Consider the following 19851-nt stretch of genomic DNA (forward strand, 5'->3'; position numbering starts at 1 on the left):
ATTTTTAATTTTCAATGAAATCGCGAAAGCTAACAATTAAAATTTTATTGGCCGCAAGTTTATTGCTGGCAATTTTCTTTTTAGGGAAACCCGTTTTGGCCCAAGTGGACGCTGGTTTGGGTTATTTGGAACAGTCGGGGCTGGGGACGGCTGATATCAGGGTGACTATTGCCAATATCATCCGCATAATTTTGGGATTTTTAGGCACTCTGGCGGTAGTGATTGTTTTAATTGGAGGTTTCAAATGGATGACCGCCGCCGGCAATGAGGAAAAGCTGGCCGGGGCTAAGAAGTTGCTTCTTAACGGAGCTATTGGTTTAGTTATTGTGCTATTTTCTTTTGGTATTGCCAGTTTCGTAATTTCCAGATTGATGCAGGCGACTGGCGGGGGAGGAGGCGGCGTTGTCGGTGGCGAAGTCCCCGGCGGCGGGGTTTTTTATCCCAACAATTTAGTAGTGAAAAGTATTACTCCGCAGGGGCCGGTGCCCATTCGCAATGTTAAGGTCAGAGTAATCTTTAACAAAGAAATAAAACCGGAGAGTGTGACGGGGAAAATAGAAGTAAGGAGGGCGAATGATGATTCTGAAGCAGCCGGCAATTTTGATATTGGCTCCCGGTCGGTGGAATTTTCGCCGTCAGCGGCTTGCCCCGAGCCTAATCAAAATTTAAAATGTTTTGATTCCAATACTGAATATCGGGTTGAGATTAAAGAAGGGGTCAAAAGTGCTGATGATAAAGATTTAAAATGCGGCGGCGCTTATCCTAAGTGCAATGGATTTTTTACCACTGGCGATTTAGTTGATGTCACTCCGCCCACGGGGGTAATCACCAACCCCGATGACGGAGGAAGCTTTAGTGTGGACGATTCAGTTCTGCTTCAGGCGGCAACCAAAGATGACAGCGGTATCGGCCTCGTGGAATTTTATGTTGACGGCCGTTTGATTGATAGCGACGGGCCGGAGGGGCCGACGGCGTCAACTTATCTTGCCGAAGGATATTGGGAAACGGCGGGCGTGGAGCTTCTGTCCAGACATGAAATTTATGCTCAGGTTTTTGATATTAACGACCACAAAACAAATACGGATAAAATTTACGCTCTCGCCCGGGCCAAACACTGTTTTAACGGGATTAAAGATGAAAAAGAAGAGGGCGTGGATTGCGGCGGAGAGCGCGAGGCCAAAGATTATTGCGGCGCCTGCGCCGGTGGTGATTGCGACCGCGCGGACAAAGACGCCGGGACCTGTGCCGCGCCAGACAATACTTTTTGCGCTTCGGGATATTGTGAATCAACAACCTGTAAATGTCAGATTCACCTGAAAATATCTAATATCTACTCCGGAGATAAAAATGATTTTGCCGGCCTGAACCCCAATGGTTCGCCGGGCAATTATTTAACTATTAAAGGAGAAGGTTTCGGGCGTTCCTTGGGGCAAGTGATTTTTTTAGGCAGCGACCTTTCTTCGGACGATAAAATAGCCGCGCTCGCGTCTTGCAGTTCTGCTTGGCAAGATAAGCAGGTAGTAGTGGAAATTCCGGCCGGCGTGGTCGATGGATCAATTAAATTAATTACTGGCAATAAAGCCGAGGACAGCACGGATGACGCCTATGGGCCGATTATCAATGATTTCCAGTTAAATGACAGTAAACGTCCTGGCATCTGCGAAGTTTCTCCGCGCGAAGGAGTGGAGGGCGGCGATTTGAATATCAGCGGCAAAGGATTCGGCGACCAAGCAGGCGCTTTATATTTCGGCTCGGAAATTTTGAAAAAAATAAACAGCTGGCAAGACGGTAAGATTTCCTCGGTCATTCCCAATTTTAATTTAGGGGATTACTTAGTTTTAATAAAAGCCGGAGAAGAATTTAGCAACGGCGTCAATTTTTCTTTAATTGAGGGCAAAAGTGTCGGGCCGCATGTTGATTATCTAAATCCGGAAAAAGGGAGAAAGGGCCAATATGTTACCATTGTCGGTTCGCGTTTTGGCAGTGGCCAAGGAACAGTCAATTTTATCAACCGGGCCAAAGGCAATGCTATTTTAGCCAGTACTGATTTTCCGGCAGCTTGCCAGAGCAGCTGGTGGCGCGATAATTACGTGATTGTCCGCGTTCCGGAGATTGGTGATGGAACTTACGACCTAGTTTTAACCACCGCCAAAAATCGCGACAGCAATCCCGTTCCCTTTGAAGTGACTGGCGATCCTTTAACGCCCGGCATTTGTAATTTGAATCCTGATAATGGGCTAGTGAATACCAAGGTTAATATCAGCGGCGGGGGATTTGCTTCATTAGGCAGTGAGAGCCGAATTGATTTCTGGCAAAATAAAAAAGCCGAAGCGGTTTCCTGGAGTGATGACAAGATATTTACCACCGTCCCCCCGGATACCCAGACCGGTCCGGTGTTTGTGACAAGCAATGAAAAAAAAGACGGGGCTAACCTCGTAAGCAATCGTATTCCTTTTCGAGTAGGCGCGTGCGAAAAAGATTCTTGCTTGGAGGGGGAAACTTGTTGCGGCGACGGTATTTGCCGCGGAACTTGTTTTGATGAAATCAGTAAAGCCAAATATCGCTGGTATTTTAATACCGGAGAATTGCCGAAAATTCCTCAAGTGGTGGAAGAGTGCGCGGCTAATTCCGCGCCCAGTCCTGTGCCCTTTTCCAAATTTGGCAATACCGACGTTTGTCTTAATGTGATTCCCTCGGCTCGTTTCAGCGTGCCGATGCAATACGAAACTTTAATTAAAGAAAATATTCTTTTTGAGGAATGCGCCACCGGAGCGGAGGGGAAGATGATTTGTATTCCGGTGGAGGATTATTCCATAGCGATTTCCAGTTCTAAGGATTCCGAATCAGGAAAAGACAGATTTGAGATTTACCCTGGCGGCAAAGGTTCGGGCGTTAATTTAAAATCTAATACTTCTTACAGGGTGGTTCTAACCACGGCTTTACGCGGAGCGGACACGGAGGGAAAGACCGGCGCCAATATGATTGCCAATGTGGAAGAATGCGGTCAGGGCAATGCTTATTGTTGGGGATTTAAAACCGGCGACAAGCTTTGCGATATCGGGGATATCAATGTTCTCCCGTCACCTAACACCCTAAGAAGCGCCGACGCGCAGAGCGATTATGAGGTTGTGGTTCGTGCTAAGGATAATTCTTGCTGGGGAATAAATCCGTTCGCTTACGACTGGTGGTGGATAATTGCCGACCCGTCTAAGGCCGATGTCACTAACGCAGAGTTGGATGGTAAGGGTCTGCCGGAGCAGATAGTCACGGCTAAAAATGAAACCCTGCCGGACAGACCTACGCAAGTTATGGCCGATACTGAAGACAAACTCGGCGACGGGGAGTTGCACATCAATTACGCTTTTCCGGCGGTCATTAATCATTCGCCCGCGTGCCAAAACGGAATTTGCTCCAACGCGGAGATTTCCGCCACTTTCAATGTCCAATTGGAAAATTATGAAGACAATATTCTGCTTTATAAATGCGCTGAAGAGAGCTGTAAATATTTAAGCGAAATTCCGGTGGCTTATACGTCGGAAAAAATCGCCAAGACGGGCGGGGAGGAAGTAAATGAAAAAATTACGCTGACCATTCTCGGTGAAAATGAGTTTTTAGAGAAAGATACCTGGTATCGCGTGCAAGTTAAGGGCGGGGATAACGGCGTCAAATCAAAGGGCGGCGAGCGCAGTTTAATCGGCGGAAATGATGGCGCTGATTATTCTTGGAAGTTTCAAACGCGCGATAACGATAAAATTTGCGACGTGGAACAAGTTGAAGTGTTTCCGAGAAAAACCACTTTATATTACATCGGGCAGAGAAAAGAATTGACGAGTTCCGTGTCGGGTCCGGAAGACGCTTGCGGCAATGGGCAAAGTTTAGCGGTCAGAACAAATAACCCCGACACCGGCGCCAGCTTGGATAATTATAATTGGCAATGGGAAAGTAGCGTGCCGAATTTAGTGACTCTCACGGGCAGCGCTCTCGGCAGAGTGGCGCCATGGGACGGTGAATTAATTGATGCTAATCCCATAATTGGCGGGGCGTGTTCTTCAAAATGCCTGCGCGTTGGTTCTAAAACCGGCGGAGCGATTTGCGGCAATGGGGTTTGGGAAAAAGGCGAAGATTGCGATGGCGGAGGGGGGTGTTCGGCAAAATGTCTTAGCGCCGGTTCAGTCAGTCCGGCGGTTTGCGGCGACGGCTATATCGGCGCTCCCGATAAAAAATACGAATATAAAAATTATCTGACTGACCTAAGAGCCGGGAGGTTACCCGCTGATTTTAAATCTTTCGGCGAGGAGTGCGACGATGGCAAACATTGCGCCAATGGGGCTTATTGCAGTAGCGACACTGAATGCGAGTTGGTAATGAGGGGGTTCTGCGGCACGCCCGCCAATTTTGAGTTATGCAAAGATAATAATTGGGCCACTTTTGATAAAGACGGCAAAAAATTAGAATCCATATTGGATAAAAAATGTCAGCCTCGTTCCAGTGATAGTTGCAGTGGGCAGTGTCTAAATGAAGGAGCGGCTTTTGAATTGGGTACCTGCGGCAATGGGCAAATCGGCGGAGGAGAAGATTGTGACGATGGCAATCGCCAGCCGGGCGACGGTTGCAGCGCGGCTTGTCTTAATGAAGGGTCAGCGGCAGGGGCGGCGGTTTGCCAAAATGCGATAGTCGAAAGCAAGTGGGAAGATTGCGACGAGGGCGCTGGAAATAATCCCGCCGCCGGTTGCAGTAATAGCTGTTTAAACGAAGGGTCAAGGGTTACTCCTTGCGCTTATTTTTTTGATAAAATTGTTTGCGGCCGGCAAGGATATTGTCAGTGGGACGAGATGAGTGAAGATGACCCCAGCGATGACCTTTGCGTTTATAATAATGTTTGTGAAAGTAAAACCGAAATTAAGTGCCTTGGCCTTGAGGCTTGTCGTTGGGTAGATAACGAATGTCATAAGGCCATCTGCGGAGATGGCGCGGTAGATATCAGCGAGGATTGCGATGATGGCAATTTAAGAGCTGGCGACGGTTGTAGCGCAAAGTGCGTTAAAGAGGGGGCATCTTTAACTTATACCAATGCTTCGGTCTGCGGCGATGGAGAAATCAAGACGGGTGAAGAATGCGATTCCGGCAGTGGCGACGGCAAGAAAGACCCGTATCAGGCGGTGACGGCCATTGATTCTACTCCTACGTCGGCGATTATTAAGGCCAGCGTGAATAATGCGGCGGGGAAGAAAATTTCTTGCGATGGTGAAGGATGCGCCGAAGTAGAAGTGGTTTGCGTTTGTAGCGATGATGATTATTGTGAAGGATATTCCGAGAATTTGGCCTGCAATCAGGTGAATCGCTGCTGTTATCCGCGGCCGACCATAGTCGCGGTAAAACCAGCTCACGATAACGACCCCGAAGAGCCAAATGCCTGTCCCAATGGAGTTTTAGAAGTAGAGTTTGACCAACAAATGGACTTGGCGAGCCTGGCTGAAAATATTAAATTATATCATTTACAATTAAATACTCCCTGCAATCAAGAAGCTTTGTCTTGGCATGAGAAACTTGGCAAGTGGGCGAAAAACATGTTTGCCAAAATAGGTCTGGCGGCCGTTCCGGAATACTGGTGTCCGGTGGCGGGAGCGGTGCGAACCGTCACTTTGGATAACGGGGGCAATAAAATAAATAAAGCGGAGTTTGTTCCTAACGATATTTTAGATGTTAATAATACTTATCGTCTGTTTGTAAAAATAGACAATGAGACCACTGCCGCCATTACCGAAGGCGTGCGCAGTTTGACTGGAGGGGTGGGGGTTAAAGAAGTAGACGCCGCGGGCGGCAACACACATTTTAAAATAGATGAAAGCACCGGCAGAATGGAAGAAAGTTCCGGCAATTTTGACCGTTATTTCTTCGCGCATTTTGTCACCGGTATGGAGATTTGCCAGGTGGAGCAGGTTGTTTTTAAACGGCCGGCAGAGGGAGGTAAAGTAATTGACCCTTATATTTTTAGAAGAGCTGCTGACGAAGAAATTTTTGAAGTGGAGGCACAAACGGAGAACGGTCAACCCTTGCGGCCCTTTCCCGAATATCATTGGTCATGGAGTTGGCAGCCAGGTGAGACCGGTTTAGTTAAAGTTTCCAGCCAAGACAAATATTGCAGCATCACCAAAAAGGATTGTTCTGATAAAGAAGTCGGCACTCAATGTTCTGTCGCGGACGGCATTTGTGTTTTAAGTGATATCCAAACGATAACGCCGGAAAATAACAGCGGAGATACGACACTCACGGTGACCGCCGAGATACTGAACGATGAATTAAATAAACCCGCGACTAAAGGAGAGAAAGTGGAAGGAGTTATTGATATCAAGAATCGTATTTGCGAGAATTTGTGGTCATCAGCGCAGAACGATGAATATAAATGGCTGGAGGCCTCAACGTATCTTTTCGAATCAGACCTTTTAAAAATATCACCCATTTCTGGTAATTTTTCCACTTGGTATTGCCGCGATGCTGGTAATCCGGATAAAACCGAAGATGACTTACCGGATTTAAATATAATTACAGTGGCCGAAGAAGGGACTGGTATCAGAGAATATTTGTTCAAAGACCCCTCCACTCCCGCCGCGGTTGGCTTTAGAATTTTACCCAATCTTAAACATTTATCGCTTTTAAATTGGTATAAAGAGCAAGAAGGATTAAGCGGCAATCCGCAGACGATGGGGACCATTGACGGGTATTCAGCTCTTCGCGACGGCAACACTGTTTATATTAATTTTGCCAACAACAGTACCAAATGTTTTAACGCGGACTCTTGTTTTATTGACGCTATCTATACCAACGTGCTGGCGGTCTCCTTTACTGAAACCGGCGGACAAAACATCCAAAATATCTTCAATCAGTTGGTTAAATATCTAAAATTTAATGAAAGTTTTTATCCGCATGGTCCCGGAAGCTCCAGCCGCTCCTTTTATTCCAATAATGCCATTGCCAATGCCGCCAAAGCTCAACTACTTCGCGATACGCGGCGCTGGGAGGATTTGACTGATATTGCCGCCACCTTGAATAATTACGCCGAGAATCATAGCGGCCAATATCCAAAAATTGAGGCCGGTTCTTTCCTCCCTGGTTTAACAATCAGCGCTTGGCCGTCTTGGAACACGGTTTTGGGCAATAATTTAGGCATGGCTTTGCCCGAAGACCCTAAGAATGAATTTTCCGCTGACTGTTCGGAAGGAACTTTTCTTGATGAGCCGTTTAATGCCGCCACTTGCTGGTCAAGCAAAGGAGCTTTCTATTGTCCCCAAAATTCTCATATCTATTGGTATAACCATCGCGCTGATGGGCAATATAATTTGGCGGGAGAATTTGAATTTAATGCTAACGAGGAAACAGCGGAGTATTTGTGGAGGTTAGACAGCGCAAAACAGAATTATCAGTTGTTAAGAAATATCTATATCACCGTTTCTTCTGACGCGGCCGGAGGACCGTCCTGCAATTCCACACCCGCCAGTCCGATAAAGGGCGTTTGCGGTGACGGTTATATTGATTTAAATGAGGTTTGCGATGGTGCGGGTTATTTTGAAATCAAAGATAATAATAATTACCCTTGCCGCGCTTATTATACTTGTAAGTCGGATTGCTCGGCTAAAATATATAAGGATTCTTCCGGCAAGGAAGTGGAAATAAAAACATCGTCCGAGGAAACAAATTTAGCAGCGTCCATTTGCCAGTATGTTGGCAGGTGCGGCGACGGAATTGTCAGTGGTCCCGAAACCTGTGATGATGGTGTGGAACGCAATGGGCAGTATGGTCGTTGCCCGAAAAGTTGCCGGCAGTCTGATGCCGTTAAATGCGGTGATTATAATATTGATAAACCATTTGAAGTTTGTGATAAGGGAGGCAAGACAGAATATGGCGGTACTAAGAGAGAAAATTCTTGTCGTTGGGATTGTTTGGCCTATGGCCCGTATTGCGGCGACAAAGTGGTGGAGGAAGAATATGGGGAAGTTTGTGAATTAGGGGAGATAGTGACTCCACAGGAAAATTGTCCAATAGTTGATGGTTATCAGCAATTTAAAAAATATCAATGTAGTTCTGATTGCCAGAAATGGAACTTAGTTGCCGATTGTTCTTCTCTCGGACAGCAGTGCGGCAATAAAATAAAAGAAGGTACTGAAGAATGCGATGACGGTAAAAATACGGGAGATAAGGATCAAAACGGCATTCCCGATGGTAATGAAGACGCTTGTAATAATGATTGTAAATTAACTGTTTGCGGGGACAGTAAAATTCAAAATCCCAATGGGCTGGGGCAGAAAGAAGAATGTGATTTGGGGGCGGGAGTCAATGGGGTGAGTTGTCGAGAAAAATTGCCTTATAGTGAAGGAATAAATGAAGCTCCGCAACAATGCACTTATTGCGATGCCAATTGCCGGAGCGTGCGCGTCCAGGGCCCATATTGCGGTGACGGAATAATAGATGTCGGCCACGAAGAGTGCGACGGCAATAATAATCTGGAATATTGCGAGGACGGAATCAGGGTAAGAAAGCTGACTTGCAATAATTCCTGCGATTGGGATAAGGGCAAAGAGTGCGAATACGTCGGTGAAGGAGAAAGCTGCACAGTTGGCGGCGGAGACGAGCAGGTTTGCGATGCCGGAATGGGTTGTGTGAATGGCAAATGCCAGAAATGTTTTGATAATAATGGTCGGGTTAAACCGGAATGTCAAGCGGTCAGCGGTTTTATTAAACCCTTTGATTATTGCACTAACAATTCTCAATGTTTGCAGGCCTATGATTTGAGTTGGAAATGCTCGTCCGCGCTTAAACTTTGCTTGCCGGAAACTATAATAACTGCCGGTCTTTATGGGAAGTCCTGCCCGGGCGGTTTAACCCAACATGGAGGTCTTTGCTATTATCGGGCTTCAAATAATCAAGTCACGGACGGCAAATGCCCGACATTAAATATGGACTTGCTGTTAAACCGAGGAATAAAGCAATTGGAATTTGAAAAATTTAAAGGCCTAGCCAACAATCCAATAACTGGAAATTTTGTTTTATGCGTTTTTGACGCTGAAAATTATAAGAAGAATATTTGTAGCAGTTCCGCTTGCGGTGGCGATTGCGGGCATGCGGATAATAGTTGGTCGGATTTTTGCCCGTCAGCTAGACCAAACAGCGACCAACCGAATGAACAATGTTCGGGTGGTTCCTGTAATCAACAGTCGGGGAGTATCTTGGGTAAATTTAGCTGTCGTTATACAGATACTTGTGGCAATTCGTGTTTGCTGACGGGGTTTGGTTGTTGCAATGGTTCTGTCTATGATTTAGGGGTGGAAAAATGCGAAAATAATCAAATACTTTGTCAGGAAACAGGCAGTGGTCAGACAGACAATGTGCCACCGGAAGATAAAATGGATTCTTGCTATAATAAATGTTGCGATAACGATGAGTATTGCTCTTCTGCCACTCAATCTTGCGTGGAATGTGAGAAAGACAACCATTGCAGTGATAATGATAAAGATAAGTTTTGTGTTAATTATGAATGTGTGGAATGTCGGGAGAATGCTAATTGTATCGGCGGAAAAATTTGTTTAAATAATCAATGTGCCGACGCGCCACAGTGCCAGGTTGACAGTGATTGTAAGGTAATGGGGGCAAATGCAAAATGTGTTAATAAAAAATGTGGGTGCTCCTCCAGCTGTTCAGGCAAGCAGTGCGGTGATGACGGTTGTGGCGGGGATTGCGGAGAGTGTCGGGAGAGCTGGAGTTGTAGCGGTAATACGTCAGTACACAAAACATCGTCTTGTAAGAATAATCAATGTACAGAAGAGCGGATTGATTGTAGTAATAAGGGTGGATGCGATTCAGCGACTGGTAAATGTAAGGGTTGCACATCGGTGGAGCATACTTCCAAAAACGCCGTTAAATATACTAAATGTTTTGATGGTGACGCTTGGTGGGTGGATGGTTGCGGTCAAAAAGATGGTCTTTATGAAAATTGCAGTGATGTAGAGATTTGTGAGAAGAATGAGGCCGAGCCGGCGGGATGTGAGTGTAAATACGGAGATTGTACTTCAAATGTTTGTGTTCCTCGACCGGGCCTAGAACTTTGTGTGGAAGGAACATGTACTTATCTTCGCGAGTGTGTTTATGGTTGTTTTACGGAACCGCGGCAATGCGATAACGTTTGTTATGGCGGCGAATGCGTTGAGTGCAATCCGAAAGGCACCTCTTGCCATAATACGACGTCAACGGACGGGGCTTGTAATGGAAGAATATGCGAGATTTTAGGATGTCAAAAACATTGGGTTTGTAATACTGCCGGTAAAAAAGTTTATGAGTGTGGTAGTTGTCCATAAATAATAAAATGTAATGTCATTATCAAAGCGAAAAATTTTGATGATTGGGCTGGCGGTAATAATAGTTTGCCTTGTTTTGCTAATGTTTTATAAGAGAGATAGAGAAAATGCTGATGTTTTGGACGAGGCAGAAATTCAGAACATATTATCGAATGAAGATATCGCATTGAAAGAATTAGTAGGTATTGATAAAGAAGCGGCCGAGCGATTGGCTATTATGTACAACAATGGCCAATCGGGGGCTAGAGATTCGGACGGAGACGGCATTACCGATGAAGATGAAAAAAATTACAGAGTTTTTACTGGTTCTATGGAGGACATACAAAAAGCCGGGCTAGATCCCCAAAATATCACGGAGAAGGATATTGAAAAACTAGATTCAGAATTATTTTTAGTATTAAATCCGGAGAATAAAGATACGGATGGTGACGGGGCAAGCGATGGAGAAGAAATATTTAAATATTTTACGGACCCATGGGATCAGGATAGTGATGGCGACGGTATCTTAGACGGAGAAGAAATTGCTAAATATAATACGTTGCCTAATAATCCTGACACCGACGGCGATATTTTATCGGATTATGACGAGATATTTAAGTATAAAACAGACCCTCTGAAAGCCGATACCGATGGTGACGGATTTCGCGATGATATGGAAATTAGTAATGGATTTAATCCCTCGGGGGAGGGGAAATTAGAATAAAAATATAACATACAATTTATTATTTAATTTTAATTCTTATGTTTGAAGACAATAAAAACGCGTCCAGACCGGTTCCTCCCTCTAATCTGCCGACTGGCGGCAAGGAACCAGAAGATATTTTGGCCGGAGTGGAGAAAACTCCGTCGGCGGCTTCTTTTGTCCCTCCTCCGCGTCCGGTCACTTCGTCATCCTTAAAAATGGGGGGTATTCCGACTCCGCCTCTCCCGGGACCCCAATTGCCAGAGAAAAAAAGTTCAGCCAAGATTTTTTGGTTGGTTATTATTATAATAATTTTAGTTGGCATGGGTTTTGGCGGGTGGTATTGGTATTCGCAATTAAGCGGCGGTTCGGAGGCGGAGATTCAGCTTGAGGAACAGCCGAGTGAAGAAACTTTTACCCCAGTTGAGAATATTGAAGAATTGAATATGGCGGAGGAAGAAACTCCGGCAGTAACGACTCCGGAAACTGGCAACGAAGAAACGACATTGCCTCCCGCGGAAGTTCCCGAGAATTTAGATACTGACGGCGATGGTTTAACCGATGAGGAAGAAATACAATTAGGCACAGACCCCAGCAAGGTTGATACTGATGGTGATGATTTATTTGACCGTGAAGAGGCGAGAATATACAAGACGGACCCGCTTAACCCTGACACCGACGGCGATGGTTATTTAGACGGACAGGAAATTAAGTCCGGATATAATCCTAGGGGTGAGGGAAAATTATTAGAAATCAATCTGTAATAAAATGTTTAAACTTTAGGCAGTGAGGCAAGTTTTATGGTTAATTTTAATAATACGGAGAATAGACAAATAGAAAATACCCAGACAGTTGAGTCACCTCCGAGAGTGGGGGAGATTTATGTTATGCCCGAAAGATTTTATTTAAACCAAAGGGAAAAGGCGGGCAAAGGGTTAAAAATAGTTTTAATTGGGGGCGGAATTTTTATTGTTTGTGTGGTTGCCGCCGCCATTTTTGTTTTAAAGATGCCAGCGAGTGAAGCCCCGTTGCCGGTAGTTGAAAATGTGTTGCCAAAGGAAGAGATAGCGCCACCGCCGGAGGAAGTTAAGGTTGTTGAAGAAAAAAAAGAAGAACCCGCTCCGTTAGCAGAAGAAATAACAGAGGAACCGGAAATTTCAAAAGAGGAAGAATCGTCACCCCCAGTCGTGACTTTGCCCAATATGCCGGCGGTTGGCCTAGATACCGACCGCGATAACTTTACCGATGCAGAGGAAACAATTTTTGGGACCGGTGTTAATTTACCAGATACCGACGAAGATGGTTATTTAGATGGTAATGAGGTAGCTAATTTATATAATCCCTTAGCTAAAGAAGGGATGCTTAAAGATTCTAATTTGGTTAAAATTTATAATAATTCGCAGTTTGGTTATAGTATTTTTTACCCCTTAACCTGGGTGAGTAGAGTGATTGATAATACTGGTAAAGAAGTTATTTTTAATTCCGATACCGGAGAATTTATCCAGGTTATAGTTGAGGAAAATTCTTTGGGGCTTTCACCGCTTGATTGGTATCTGAATCAATCTCCGGGGATAGCCAAAGAGCAGATTCAGCCCGTTGAAACAAAAAATTTTTCCGGAGTATCAAGTTTAGACACGCTTACTGTTTATTTAGTGCCTAAAAATGGCGATGGGAAAAATATTTTTATTGTCACTTATAATATAGGGACGAAATCGGAAATGAGTTTTAAAACAATTTTCCAAATGATGGTAAATAGTTTTACTTTTAATCCAGGCGCTTCTTTATGAAGAGATTAGAAATAAATCAGCTGGCCGGTCGTCGTTTAAGGAAGAATGTTTTTACCGCGGTTTTTACAAAATTTTTAAAAAATGTCAAACGTAAAGGAAAAGGAGTTAGGGTTTCTTTAGCTATCGTTGATAACAGAATAATTAAGAAATTAAACAGTATTTATAGAAATAAAAAATTACCAACAGATGTGCTAAGTTTTTCTTATGGAGGGGAGAGCGGCAGAGAGGGGGAAATCATAATTTCCTATCCCCAAGCGAAAAAACAAGCAAAAGTTTACAGACATTCTTTAGAGAAAGAAATGCAGATTCTTTTTACCCACGGACTCTTGCACTTAGTCGGTTTTGACCACAAAACAGAAAAAGATAAAGTAAGGATGCATAAAAAAGAATGTGAAATTTTAGGGGAAGGCCTGTGCGAGAGGAATTAAAAATTTAGACCGAATTTTTATGTTGAGCTTATCAAGATTTTTCAAAAGTTTTCGTTACGCCGGCCGGGGCTTAAGGCAAGTTTTTAGGGAAGAACAAAGTTTTCGTTTACAGATTTTAGCGGCAATTTTAGTGGTAATTTTAGCATTTTATTTTCAAATTGCTACTTGGCAGATTATTGTTTTATTTTTAGTTATTACTTTAGTTTTAGTATTGGAGCTGATTAATAGTATTTTTGAAAGGATGGTGGATATAATCAAGCCCGGGATTCATGAATATGTCAGGGGGATTAAAGATATTATGGCCGCGGCTGTTTTATTAGCTTCTTTAGCGGCAATAATAATTGGCCTTTTCATTTTTTGGCCATATTTGAGGGCAGTTGTTAGTTTTTGATTTAAAATTTACAAATTAAAAATTGTATTTTCCCCTTTGCTTTTTAAATTAATTATTGTTATCATAAAGATATGATAAATGAAATTATTACCGGTTTGGACGTTGGCTCTTCGGCAGTGAGGATAGTGGTTGGGCAAAAGGATTCTCCGGAAGCAAAATTGCGGATTGTTGGTATTGCCGAAGTTCCTTCAGCCGGTGTAAATAAAGGAGTAATCACCAGCATTGATGATGCCAGCAATGCTATTTCGGCTTGTTTGGAAAAGGCCGAGAGAATGGTAGGCATACCGCTGGAACAGGCCTGGGTGGGAGTTTCGGGTCCTAATATTTTATCCCAAAGCAGTAAGGGAGTGGTGGCCGTTTCCAAGGTTGATGGAGAGATAAAAGAGGAGGATGTTGAACGCGCTATCGAGGCAGCCAAGACCGTAGTCAGTCCGCCAAACTACGAAATACTTCACGTGATTCCCAAAACCTTTACCGTTGATGGACAAGGAGGGATGAAGGACCCTATTGGTATGACCGGCATAAGATTAGAGGTGGATACACAAATTATTCAGGGTCTTTCCTCACAAGTTAATAATTTAACTAAATGTATTTATCGGACCGGTTTGGATATAGAGGATTTAGTTTTTTCTATTTTAGCCGCTTCTGAAGCAGTAGCGACAAATAGACAAAAAGAACTTGGAACCGTGGTCATAAATATCGGCAGTTCCACGACCAGCCTTATTGTTTTTGAAGAAGGAGAGGTCATCCACACCGCCGTCTTACCTATCGGCGGAGATCATATAACTGCCGATATTGCCATAGGGCTAAGAATCTCTATTGACACAGCGGAGAAAATAAAAATTGAATACGGGTCGGCTCTTTCGCGGGAGTTTAACAAAAAAGAAGAAATCAATTTAGCGGAACTCGGGTCGGAAGAGGGCGTGGTTTCTCTGCGTTACGTGGCCGAAATAATTGAAGCCCGCGCGGAGGAAATTTTTGATAAAGTTGATAATGAACTTAAAAAAATAGACCGCAGTGGTCTTCTGCCCGCCGGAGCTATTTTAACCGGAGGGAGTGTTAAGTTACGGGGGATAGTGGAGGTGGCTAAAAAACAGTTGCGCTTGCCGGCGGCCATTGGGCATGCCAAAGAAATAATATCCGCGATTGATAAGACGAATGATATTTCTTTCACTACCGCAGTCGGTTTAGTTTTATGGGGTGAGCAGATTTTATCGCAGAATAAATCAAGTAAATTAACTCAATTTGTTTCGCGTTTTAAAAGTATTGATAAAGCGACGGGCCAGATAAGAAAATGGTTTAAAAATTTGTTGCCCTAATTGGCGGAATTAAAGAGATCTATTATTCTTGACGTTTTTCCCGATACTCGTTATCATATAATAAATTCCAGTAAATATTATAAATTTATCCTTTTATATGAAAGAAGTTAAACCAGAAGTGGAAACTTTTGCTAAAATTAAAGTAGTCGGCGTGGGCGGAAGCGGCGGTTCGGCTGTCAATAGAATGGTGAAATCAAATATCCAGGGTGTGGAATTTATTGCTATTAATACCGATGTCCAGGCTCTTCATTATTCCCAGGCCCCGACCAAATTACAGATCGGTAAGACGGTGACGCGAGGATTAGGCGCAGGCATGAATGCGGATTTAGGAAGACAATCGGCCGAAGAAAATCAAAATGAGATCAGGGATGTCCTGAAGGGGGCGGATATGGTTTTTATCACTTGCGGTTTGGGTGGAGGAACAGGTACGGGAGCTGCTCCAATTGTCGCCCAACTTTCTCGGGAGATAGGCGCTTTAACTGTGGCGGTGGTGACTAAGCCGTTTTCTTTTGAAGGAGCCCAGAGAAGAGAATTGGCGGAAAAAGGCCTGGATAATTTAAGAGATAAAGTAGACACGATAATTACCATACCTAATGATCGCCTGCTTCAGATTATAGACAAAAGGACCTCTTTGTTGGAAGCTTTTTCAATAGTAGATAACGTATTGGAACAAGGCGTGCGCGGTATATCGGAAATCATCACCGTCCCCGGGCTTATTAATGTTGATTTTGCCGATGTAAAAGCCGTTATGGCTGATACTGGCTCGGCTTTAATGGGAATCGGCTGCGCTAAAGGAGAAGCGAGAGCAGTAGAAGCGGCTAAGGCGGCCGTTTCTAGTCCGCTTTTGGAATCTTCTATTGAGGGCGCCAAGGGGATACTTTTTACTATTGCCGGTAGTCCCGATTTGGGCATGCACGAAGTAGATGAGGCCGCTAAAATTGTTACTTCCTCTGCCGACCCAAGCGCTAAGATTATCTTTGGCGCGGTGATTGATAAAGAGATGAAGGACGAAGTAAAAGTTACGGTGGTGGCTACGGGTTTTGACAACAGAGACTTGTCTCATTTAATCGGCAATAATATCAGTCGGGTGGAACAAAATAATTATCAGCCGACCACTTTTGTGCAATCTAAAGTTAATAAGCCGTCGGTTGAAGAAAAAAAAGAAGAAAGGCAGCCAGTCGCCCGAAAGGAATTTATCAAGAAACCGTTAAAAAGAGATTTTACTGTCAAAAGCAATGAGTTCAAAAAAAATATCGTCGGCGAAGAAGACGAGGATTTAGAAATTCCAGCCTTTATCAGAAGAAAAATGATGTAGAGAGTATCGGCGGAAAGGCAGGGGCGATGACTTTTTTATAAAAAACAGTTCGTTTAGGCGAGCTGTTTTAAAATTTCCAGAAGAGTGTTATAATAATAAGAGCTATTTTTAATTTTTAATTTATTTTTATGCATTGCCCTGTTTGCAATAACATTGATACTAAAGTAAATGATTCGCGTTTAACTTCTGATAATTTAGGTATCCGACGGCGTCGAGAATGTCTAAAATGCGGGTTTAGATTTTCCACCATAGAAGAGATGGAAATTTTAGATTTGACAGTAACAAAAAGAAATGGCGAGAAAGAGGCTTACTCCCGGGAAAAAATTGAGCGGGGGCTAAAGAAAGCTCTGGAAAAAAGGCCGGTTATGGCCGAGGACTTTAAAAAGCTTATTCATAATATTGAGCGCGATATCCAGAAGAAAAAGAAGCGCGAAATCACCAGCAAGGAAATTGGCGAGATAATAATGAAAAAATTGAAAAATTTTGACGAAGTCGCTTACATCCGTTTTGCTTCAGTTTATCGTTCCTTCGAAGATGTGGAGACCTTTCAGAGAGAGTTAAATAACCTTTTAAGGCCGTCGTCCCGTTCAGCGGCCGTAAAGAAGAAAAATTTATGGAGGAAGAAATCAAAAAAATAGCAGATAATCAAGGGGAGATTTTACGGCGCTTAAAGAAGATAGAATTTTGTATTAAACTGGCCGGGGCTTGGGCTGTTTTAAAAATAATATTATTTTTAATACCTCTGATTTTAGCGGTCATCTATTTACCGCCGTATATTAGGGAGATTGTTAGTGATTATTTAAATTTGATAAATAGAATGAATTGAGATGCGCGATTTTAAAAAGTCGGTTTTAGCCCTCACCGCCCGGATACCTAGCGGCAGAGTTACAACCTATAAAATTTTATCCCACGCCGCCGGTCACTCTGGGGCCTGGCGCGCCGTGGCTAATGTTTTGGCAAAGAATAAAAATTATAAAGAGATACCTTGCCATCGCGTTATAAAGTCAGATGGGAGCTTGGGGGAGTATAATCGGGGAGTAAAAAAGAAAAGAAAATTGTTATTGGAGGAGGGGGTGAGGGTAGGGAAGAAAAAGATAGTTGAATTGGAGCGGAATTTGTACTATTTTAAGTTCAACAAAAATAAATAATCGAAACATATGTCTGAACAACAATTTTATTCATTCAAAAAAATAATTGTCGTCGCCATTTTGGTGAGTTTAGTTGTTGGAGGAATTACCGGAGGTGTAGCCGGAGTTATCTTGGGGAGTTTGGCAAAAACCGCTCCGGAGTGGCTTAGCGGTTTTGGTTTAGAACTTAAGAATAACGGCGATGATTCAATTAAAGAAAAGAACAAAATTGTAACCGTGGAAGAAGAGTCGGCAACCATTGACGCGGTAAAAAAAGTTTCTCCGTCGGTTGTCAGTATAGTAATCACCAAAGATTTAAGTAAAATTTATAATTTGACCGGTCCCAATATTTTCCCCTTTGACGATTTTTTTGAGTTTGGTTTCCCCTCTAATAATAATGGCACTGATTCGGGAGACGGTAATTCGGATGTAGAGAAAACAGAAGTCGGCGGCGGGACGGGATTTATTATTTCAGCCGATGGTCTCATTTTAACTAATAAGCACGTAGTTTCTGATAATGAAGCGAGCTATACGGTTATTACGAGCGGTGGGGAACGTTATGAAGCCAAAGTTTTAAGTGAGGATTTTTTAAATGATATTGCTATTTTAAAAATAGATGCCAAGAATCTGCCGGTAGTGGAGTTCGGCAATTCCGATGATTTGGAAATAGGTCAGACCGTTATTGCTATTGGCAATACTTTGGCAGAATATAGAAATACCGTCACTAAAGGAGTTATCAGCGGAATTGACAGAAAGGTGACCGCCGGTGACGGGCTGGGTCAAAGCGAGGTGATAGAAGGCGCGATTCAGACTGATGCAGCTATTAATCCGGGCAATTCCGGCGGGCCACTCATCAATTTATCTGGGCAAGTTATAGGTGTTAATACTGCCATCAACCGTTCGGGGCAACTCGTGGGGTTCGCTATCCCGATAAACAGCGTAAAGCCGGCGATTGAAAGTGTCAAAACATACGGGAAAATAATCAGGCCGTTTTTAGGAGTGCGCTATGTTTTATTAAACGAACAAATTGCTAAAGCTAATAATCTTAGCGTTGATTACGGAGCTTTAATTATTCGCGGCAGGAATACGACCGATTTAGCTATTATCCCGGGAAGCCCGGCGGATAAGGCGGGCCTAGTGGAGAACGATATTATTTTGGAAATTAACGGTCAGAAAATAGATGCGGAAACTAATTTAGCTCGCCAGATAGTCAAATATCAGCCCGGCGAGGAAGTAGAAATGAAGATTTATAATAAGGGCGAGGAGAAAATAGTAAAAGTGAAGTTAGAAGAATATAAGGAGAATCAGTAGAAACCAGAGTGTTAAAATTTTAATGTCAAATATCAAATTTTATGTCTGACGTTTTAAATAAATTTTTTGAACTCCAAAAACGGGTCAAGGAAACACGGAGGTTGCTTTGACCATGTCCAAAAGCTGCAAAAACTAAAGGAGCTGGAAAGAGAGATGGCTGAACCGGAGTTTTGGTCTAACCAAAAAAAAGCAAAAAAGATTAGCCAACAGTTTACGGAGTTAGAGGAAGAGCTGGAAATTTGGGGAAAATTATCAGGGGAAATAAATGATTTGATTGAGATTCTAAAATCTTCACCTGCGGACAAAGAAATTTCAAAAGAGTCGGGGAAAAGATTGGCGGATTTAGAAAGGCGGTTTAGCGGATTGGAGTTTGCTTTGCTTTTTCGTGGTAAGCATGACCGAGCTAACGCTATTTTGTCTATTAATGCCGGTGCCGGAGGGGTTGACGCGCAGGATTGGGCAGAAATGCTTTTAAGGATGTATTCAAGGTTTGCCGAAAGGAAAGGTTGGCAGGTCAAAATTTTAGAAGAAAGCCGCGGGAACGAGGCAGGCATAAAAAGTGTTACGATTCAGATGGCCGGCACTTACGCGTACGGCTGGTTAAAATCCGAAGCCGGAGTTCATCGTTTGGTGCGTATTTCGCCTTTTGACGCGGCCAAGATGCGCCACACCTCATTTTCTTCCGTGGAAGTTTTGCCCGAATTGGAGACTGCGGAAATAAAGATAGACCCAAACGATTTAAGAATAGATACTTTTATGTCTTCCGGACATGGCGGGCAGGGAGTCAATACTACTTATTCGGCGGTGCGGATTGTCCATATCCCAACGGGACTAAGCGCCGCTTGTCAGAATGAACGTTCGCAGGCGCAAAATAAAGAAATGGCTTTGAAAATTATCGCCGCCAAATTGCAAACTTTTTTAGAAAACGAGCAGAAGAAGGAAAGAGAAAAAATTCGCGGGGAGGTTAAGCCGGCGGAGTGGGGCAGTCAGATTCGTTCCTATGTTTTACACCCTTATAAAATGATTAAGGACCATCGCACCGGCTTTGAGACAAGTGAGGTTAGGGAGGTGCTGGATGGAGAATTAGAAAAGATTATTGAAGCATATCTGAGAGCCGGAATTAGACAGTATTTTTATTAATTTTT

The 19851-nt window shown here is 43.5% G+C and carries 13 protein-coding genes; all 13 read left to right on the forward strand.

The annotated features are described in order from the left end of the window. Nucleotides 1-14: 14 nt before the first annotated feature. Entirely contained in the window at nucleotides 15-10346 is a 10332-nt protein-coding gene (locus PHG22_00410; protein ID MDD5490242.1) for an Ig-like domain-containing protein, read from the forward strand. A gap of 13 nt (nucleotides 10347-10359) precedes the next feature. Further along, nucleotides 10360-11049: a hypothetical protein gene (locus PHG22_00415; protein MDD5490243.1), complete on the forward strand. Its 690-nt coding sequence runs from the start codon at nucleotides 10360-10362 to the stop codon at nucleotides 11047-11049. Between the two features lie 38 nt (nucleotides 11050-11087). Beyond that, nucleotides 11088-11792, forward strand: coding sequence for a hypothetical protein (locus PHG22_00420; protein ID MDD5490244.1), 705 nt, complete (start codon nucleotides 11088-11090; stop codon nucleotides 11790-11792). Between the two features lie 36 nt (nucleotides 11793-11828). Beyond that, nucleotides 11829-12815, forward strand: coding sequence for a hypothetical protein (locus tag PHG22_00425; GenBank protein ID MDD5490245.1), 987 nt, complete (start codon nucleotides 11829-11831; stop codon nucleotides 12813-12815). After that, the gene (ybeY, locus tag PHG22_00430) at nucleotides 12812-13243 is read left to right on the forward strand and encodes an rRNA maturation RNase YbeY (protein ID MDD5490246.1); all 432 of its coding nucleotides are present in this window, start codon (nucleotides 12812-12814) and stop codon (nucleotides 13241-13243) included. Before PHG22_00425 ends, ybeY begins: the two co-directional genes overlap by 4 nt. 19 nt (nucleotides 13244-13262) lie before the next feature. After that, nucleotides 13263-13634 carry a diacylglycerol kinase family protein gene (locus PHG22_00435; GenBank protein MDD5490247.1) on the forward strand — a complete coding sequence of 124 codons (372 nt, stop codon included), beginning with the start codon at nucleotides 13263-13265 and terminating at the stop codon, nucleotides 13632-13634. 71 nt (nucleotides 13635-13705) lie between these two features. Continuing rightward, a complete protein-coding gene (gene ftsA, locus PHG22_00440; GenBank protein MDD5490248.1) occupies nucleotides 13706-14953 on the forward strand; it encodes a cell division protein FtsA in 1248 nt (415 codons plus the stop codon). A gap of 97 nt (nucleotides 14954-15050) precedes the next feature. Further along, nucleotides 15051-16268 (forward strand): cell division protein FtsZ, encoded by a 1218-nt coding sequence (gene ftsZ / locus PHG22_00445; protein ID MDD5490249.1) that lies wholly within the window; start codon nucleotides 15051-15053, stop codon nucleotides 16266-16268. A 128-nt stretch (nucleotides 16269-16396) separates the two neighbouring features. Next, nucleotides 16397-16906 carry a transcriptional regulator NrdR gene (nrdR, locus tag PHG22_00450; protein MDD5490250.1) on the forward strand — a complete coding sequence of 170 codons (510 nt, stop codon included), beginning with the start codon at nucleotides 16397-16399 and terminating at the stop codon, nucleotides 16904-16906. After that, nucleotides 16882-17094, forward strand: coding sequence for a hypothetical protein (locus PHG22_00455; GenBank protein ID MDD5490251.1), 213 nt, complete (start codon nucleotides 16882-16884; stop codon nucleotides 17092-17094). Before nrdR ends, PHG22_00455 begins: the two co-directional genes overlap by 25 nt. A 1-nt stretch (nucleotide 17095) precedes the next feature. Next, complete coding sequence (locus PHG22_00460) at nucleotides 17096-17416, forward strand: MGMT family protein (protein ID MDD5490252.1); 321 nt, start codon at nucleotides 17096-17098, stop codon at nucleotides 17414-17416. A 9-nt stretch (nucleotides 17417-17425) separates the two neighbouring features. Further along, nucleotides 17426-18706, forward strand: a complete 1281-nt coding sequence (locus PHG22_00465) for a trypsin-like peptidase domain-containing protein (protein ID MDD5490253.1) — start codon at nucleotides 17426-17428, stop codon at nucleotides 18704-18706. A 41-nt stretch (nucleotides 18707-18747) separates the two neighbouring features. Continuing rightward, a protein-coding gene (prfB, locus tag PHG22_00470; GenBank protein ID MDD5490254.1) for a peptide chain release factor 2 occupies nucleotides 18748-19846 on the forward strand; the annotation gives its coding sequence in 2 pieces (ribosomal slippage) (nucleotides 18748-18813 and nucleotides 18815-19846; 1098 coding nt in all). Nucleotides 19847-19851: the final 5 nt, after the last annotated feature.

It is taken from the genome of Patescibacteria group bacterium, from assembly GCA_028716045.1.
Classification (GTDB): Bacteria; Patescibacteriota; Patescibacteriia; order JAQUQO01; family JAQUQO01; genus JAQUQO01.

Coding starts and splice junctions, on each gene's coding strand:
- PHG22_00410 (MDD5490242.1), top strand. CDS start 15: ATGAAATCGCGAAAGCTAACAATTAAAATTTTATTGGCCGCAAGTTTA.
- PHG22_00415 (MDD5490243.1), top strand. CDS start 10,360: ATGTCATTATCAAAGCGAAAAATTTTGATGATTGGGCTGGCGGTAATA.
- PHG22_00420 (MDD5490244.1), top strand. CDS start 11,088: ATGTTTGAAGACAATAAAAACGCGTCCAGACCGGTTCCTCCCTCTAAT.
- PHG22_00425 (MDD5490245.1), top strand. CDS start 11,829: ATGGTTAATTTTAATAATACGGAGAATAGACAAATAGAAAATACCCAG.
- ybeY (MDD5490246.1), top strand. CDS start 12,812: ATGAAGAGATTAGAAATAAATCAGCTGGCCGGTCGTCGTTTAAGGAAG.
- PHG22_00435 (MDD5490247.1), top strand. CDS start 13,263: ATGTTGAGCTTATCAAGATTTTTCAAAAGTTTTCGTTACGCCGGCCGG.
- ftsA (MDD5490248.1), top strand. CDS start 13,706: ATGATAAATGAAATTATTACCGGTTTGGACGTTGGCTCTTCGGCAGTG.
- ftsZ (MDD5490249.1), top strand. CDS start 15,051: ATGAAAGAAGTTAAACCAGAAGTGGAAACTTTTGCTAAAATTAAAGTA.
- nrdR (MDD5490250.1), top strand. CDS start 16,397: ATGCATTGCCCTGTTTGCAATAACATTGATACTAAAGTAAATGATTCG.
- PHG22_00455 (MDD5490251.1), top strand. CDS start 16,882: ATGGAGGAAGAAATCAAAAAAATAGCAGATAATCAAGGGGAGATTTTA.
- PHG22_00460 (MDD5490252.1), top strand. CDS start 17,096: ATGCGCGATTTTAAAAAGTCGGTTTTAGCCCTCACCGCCCGGATACCT.
- PHG22_00465 (MDD5490253.1), top strand. CDS start 17,426: ATGTCTGAACAACAATTTTATTCATTCAAAAAAATAATTGTCGTCGCC.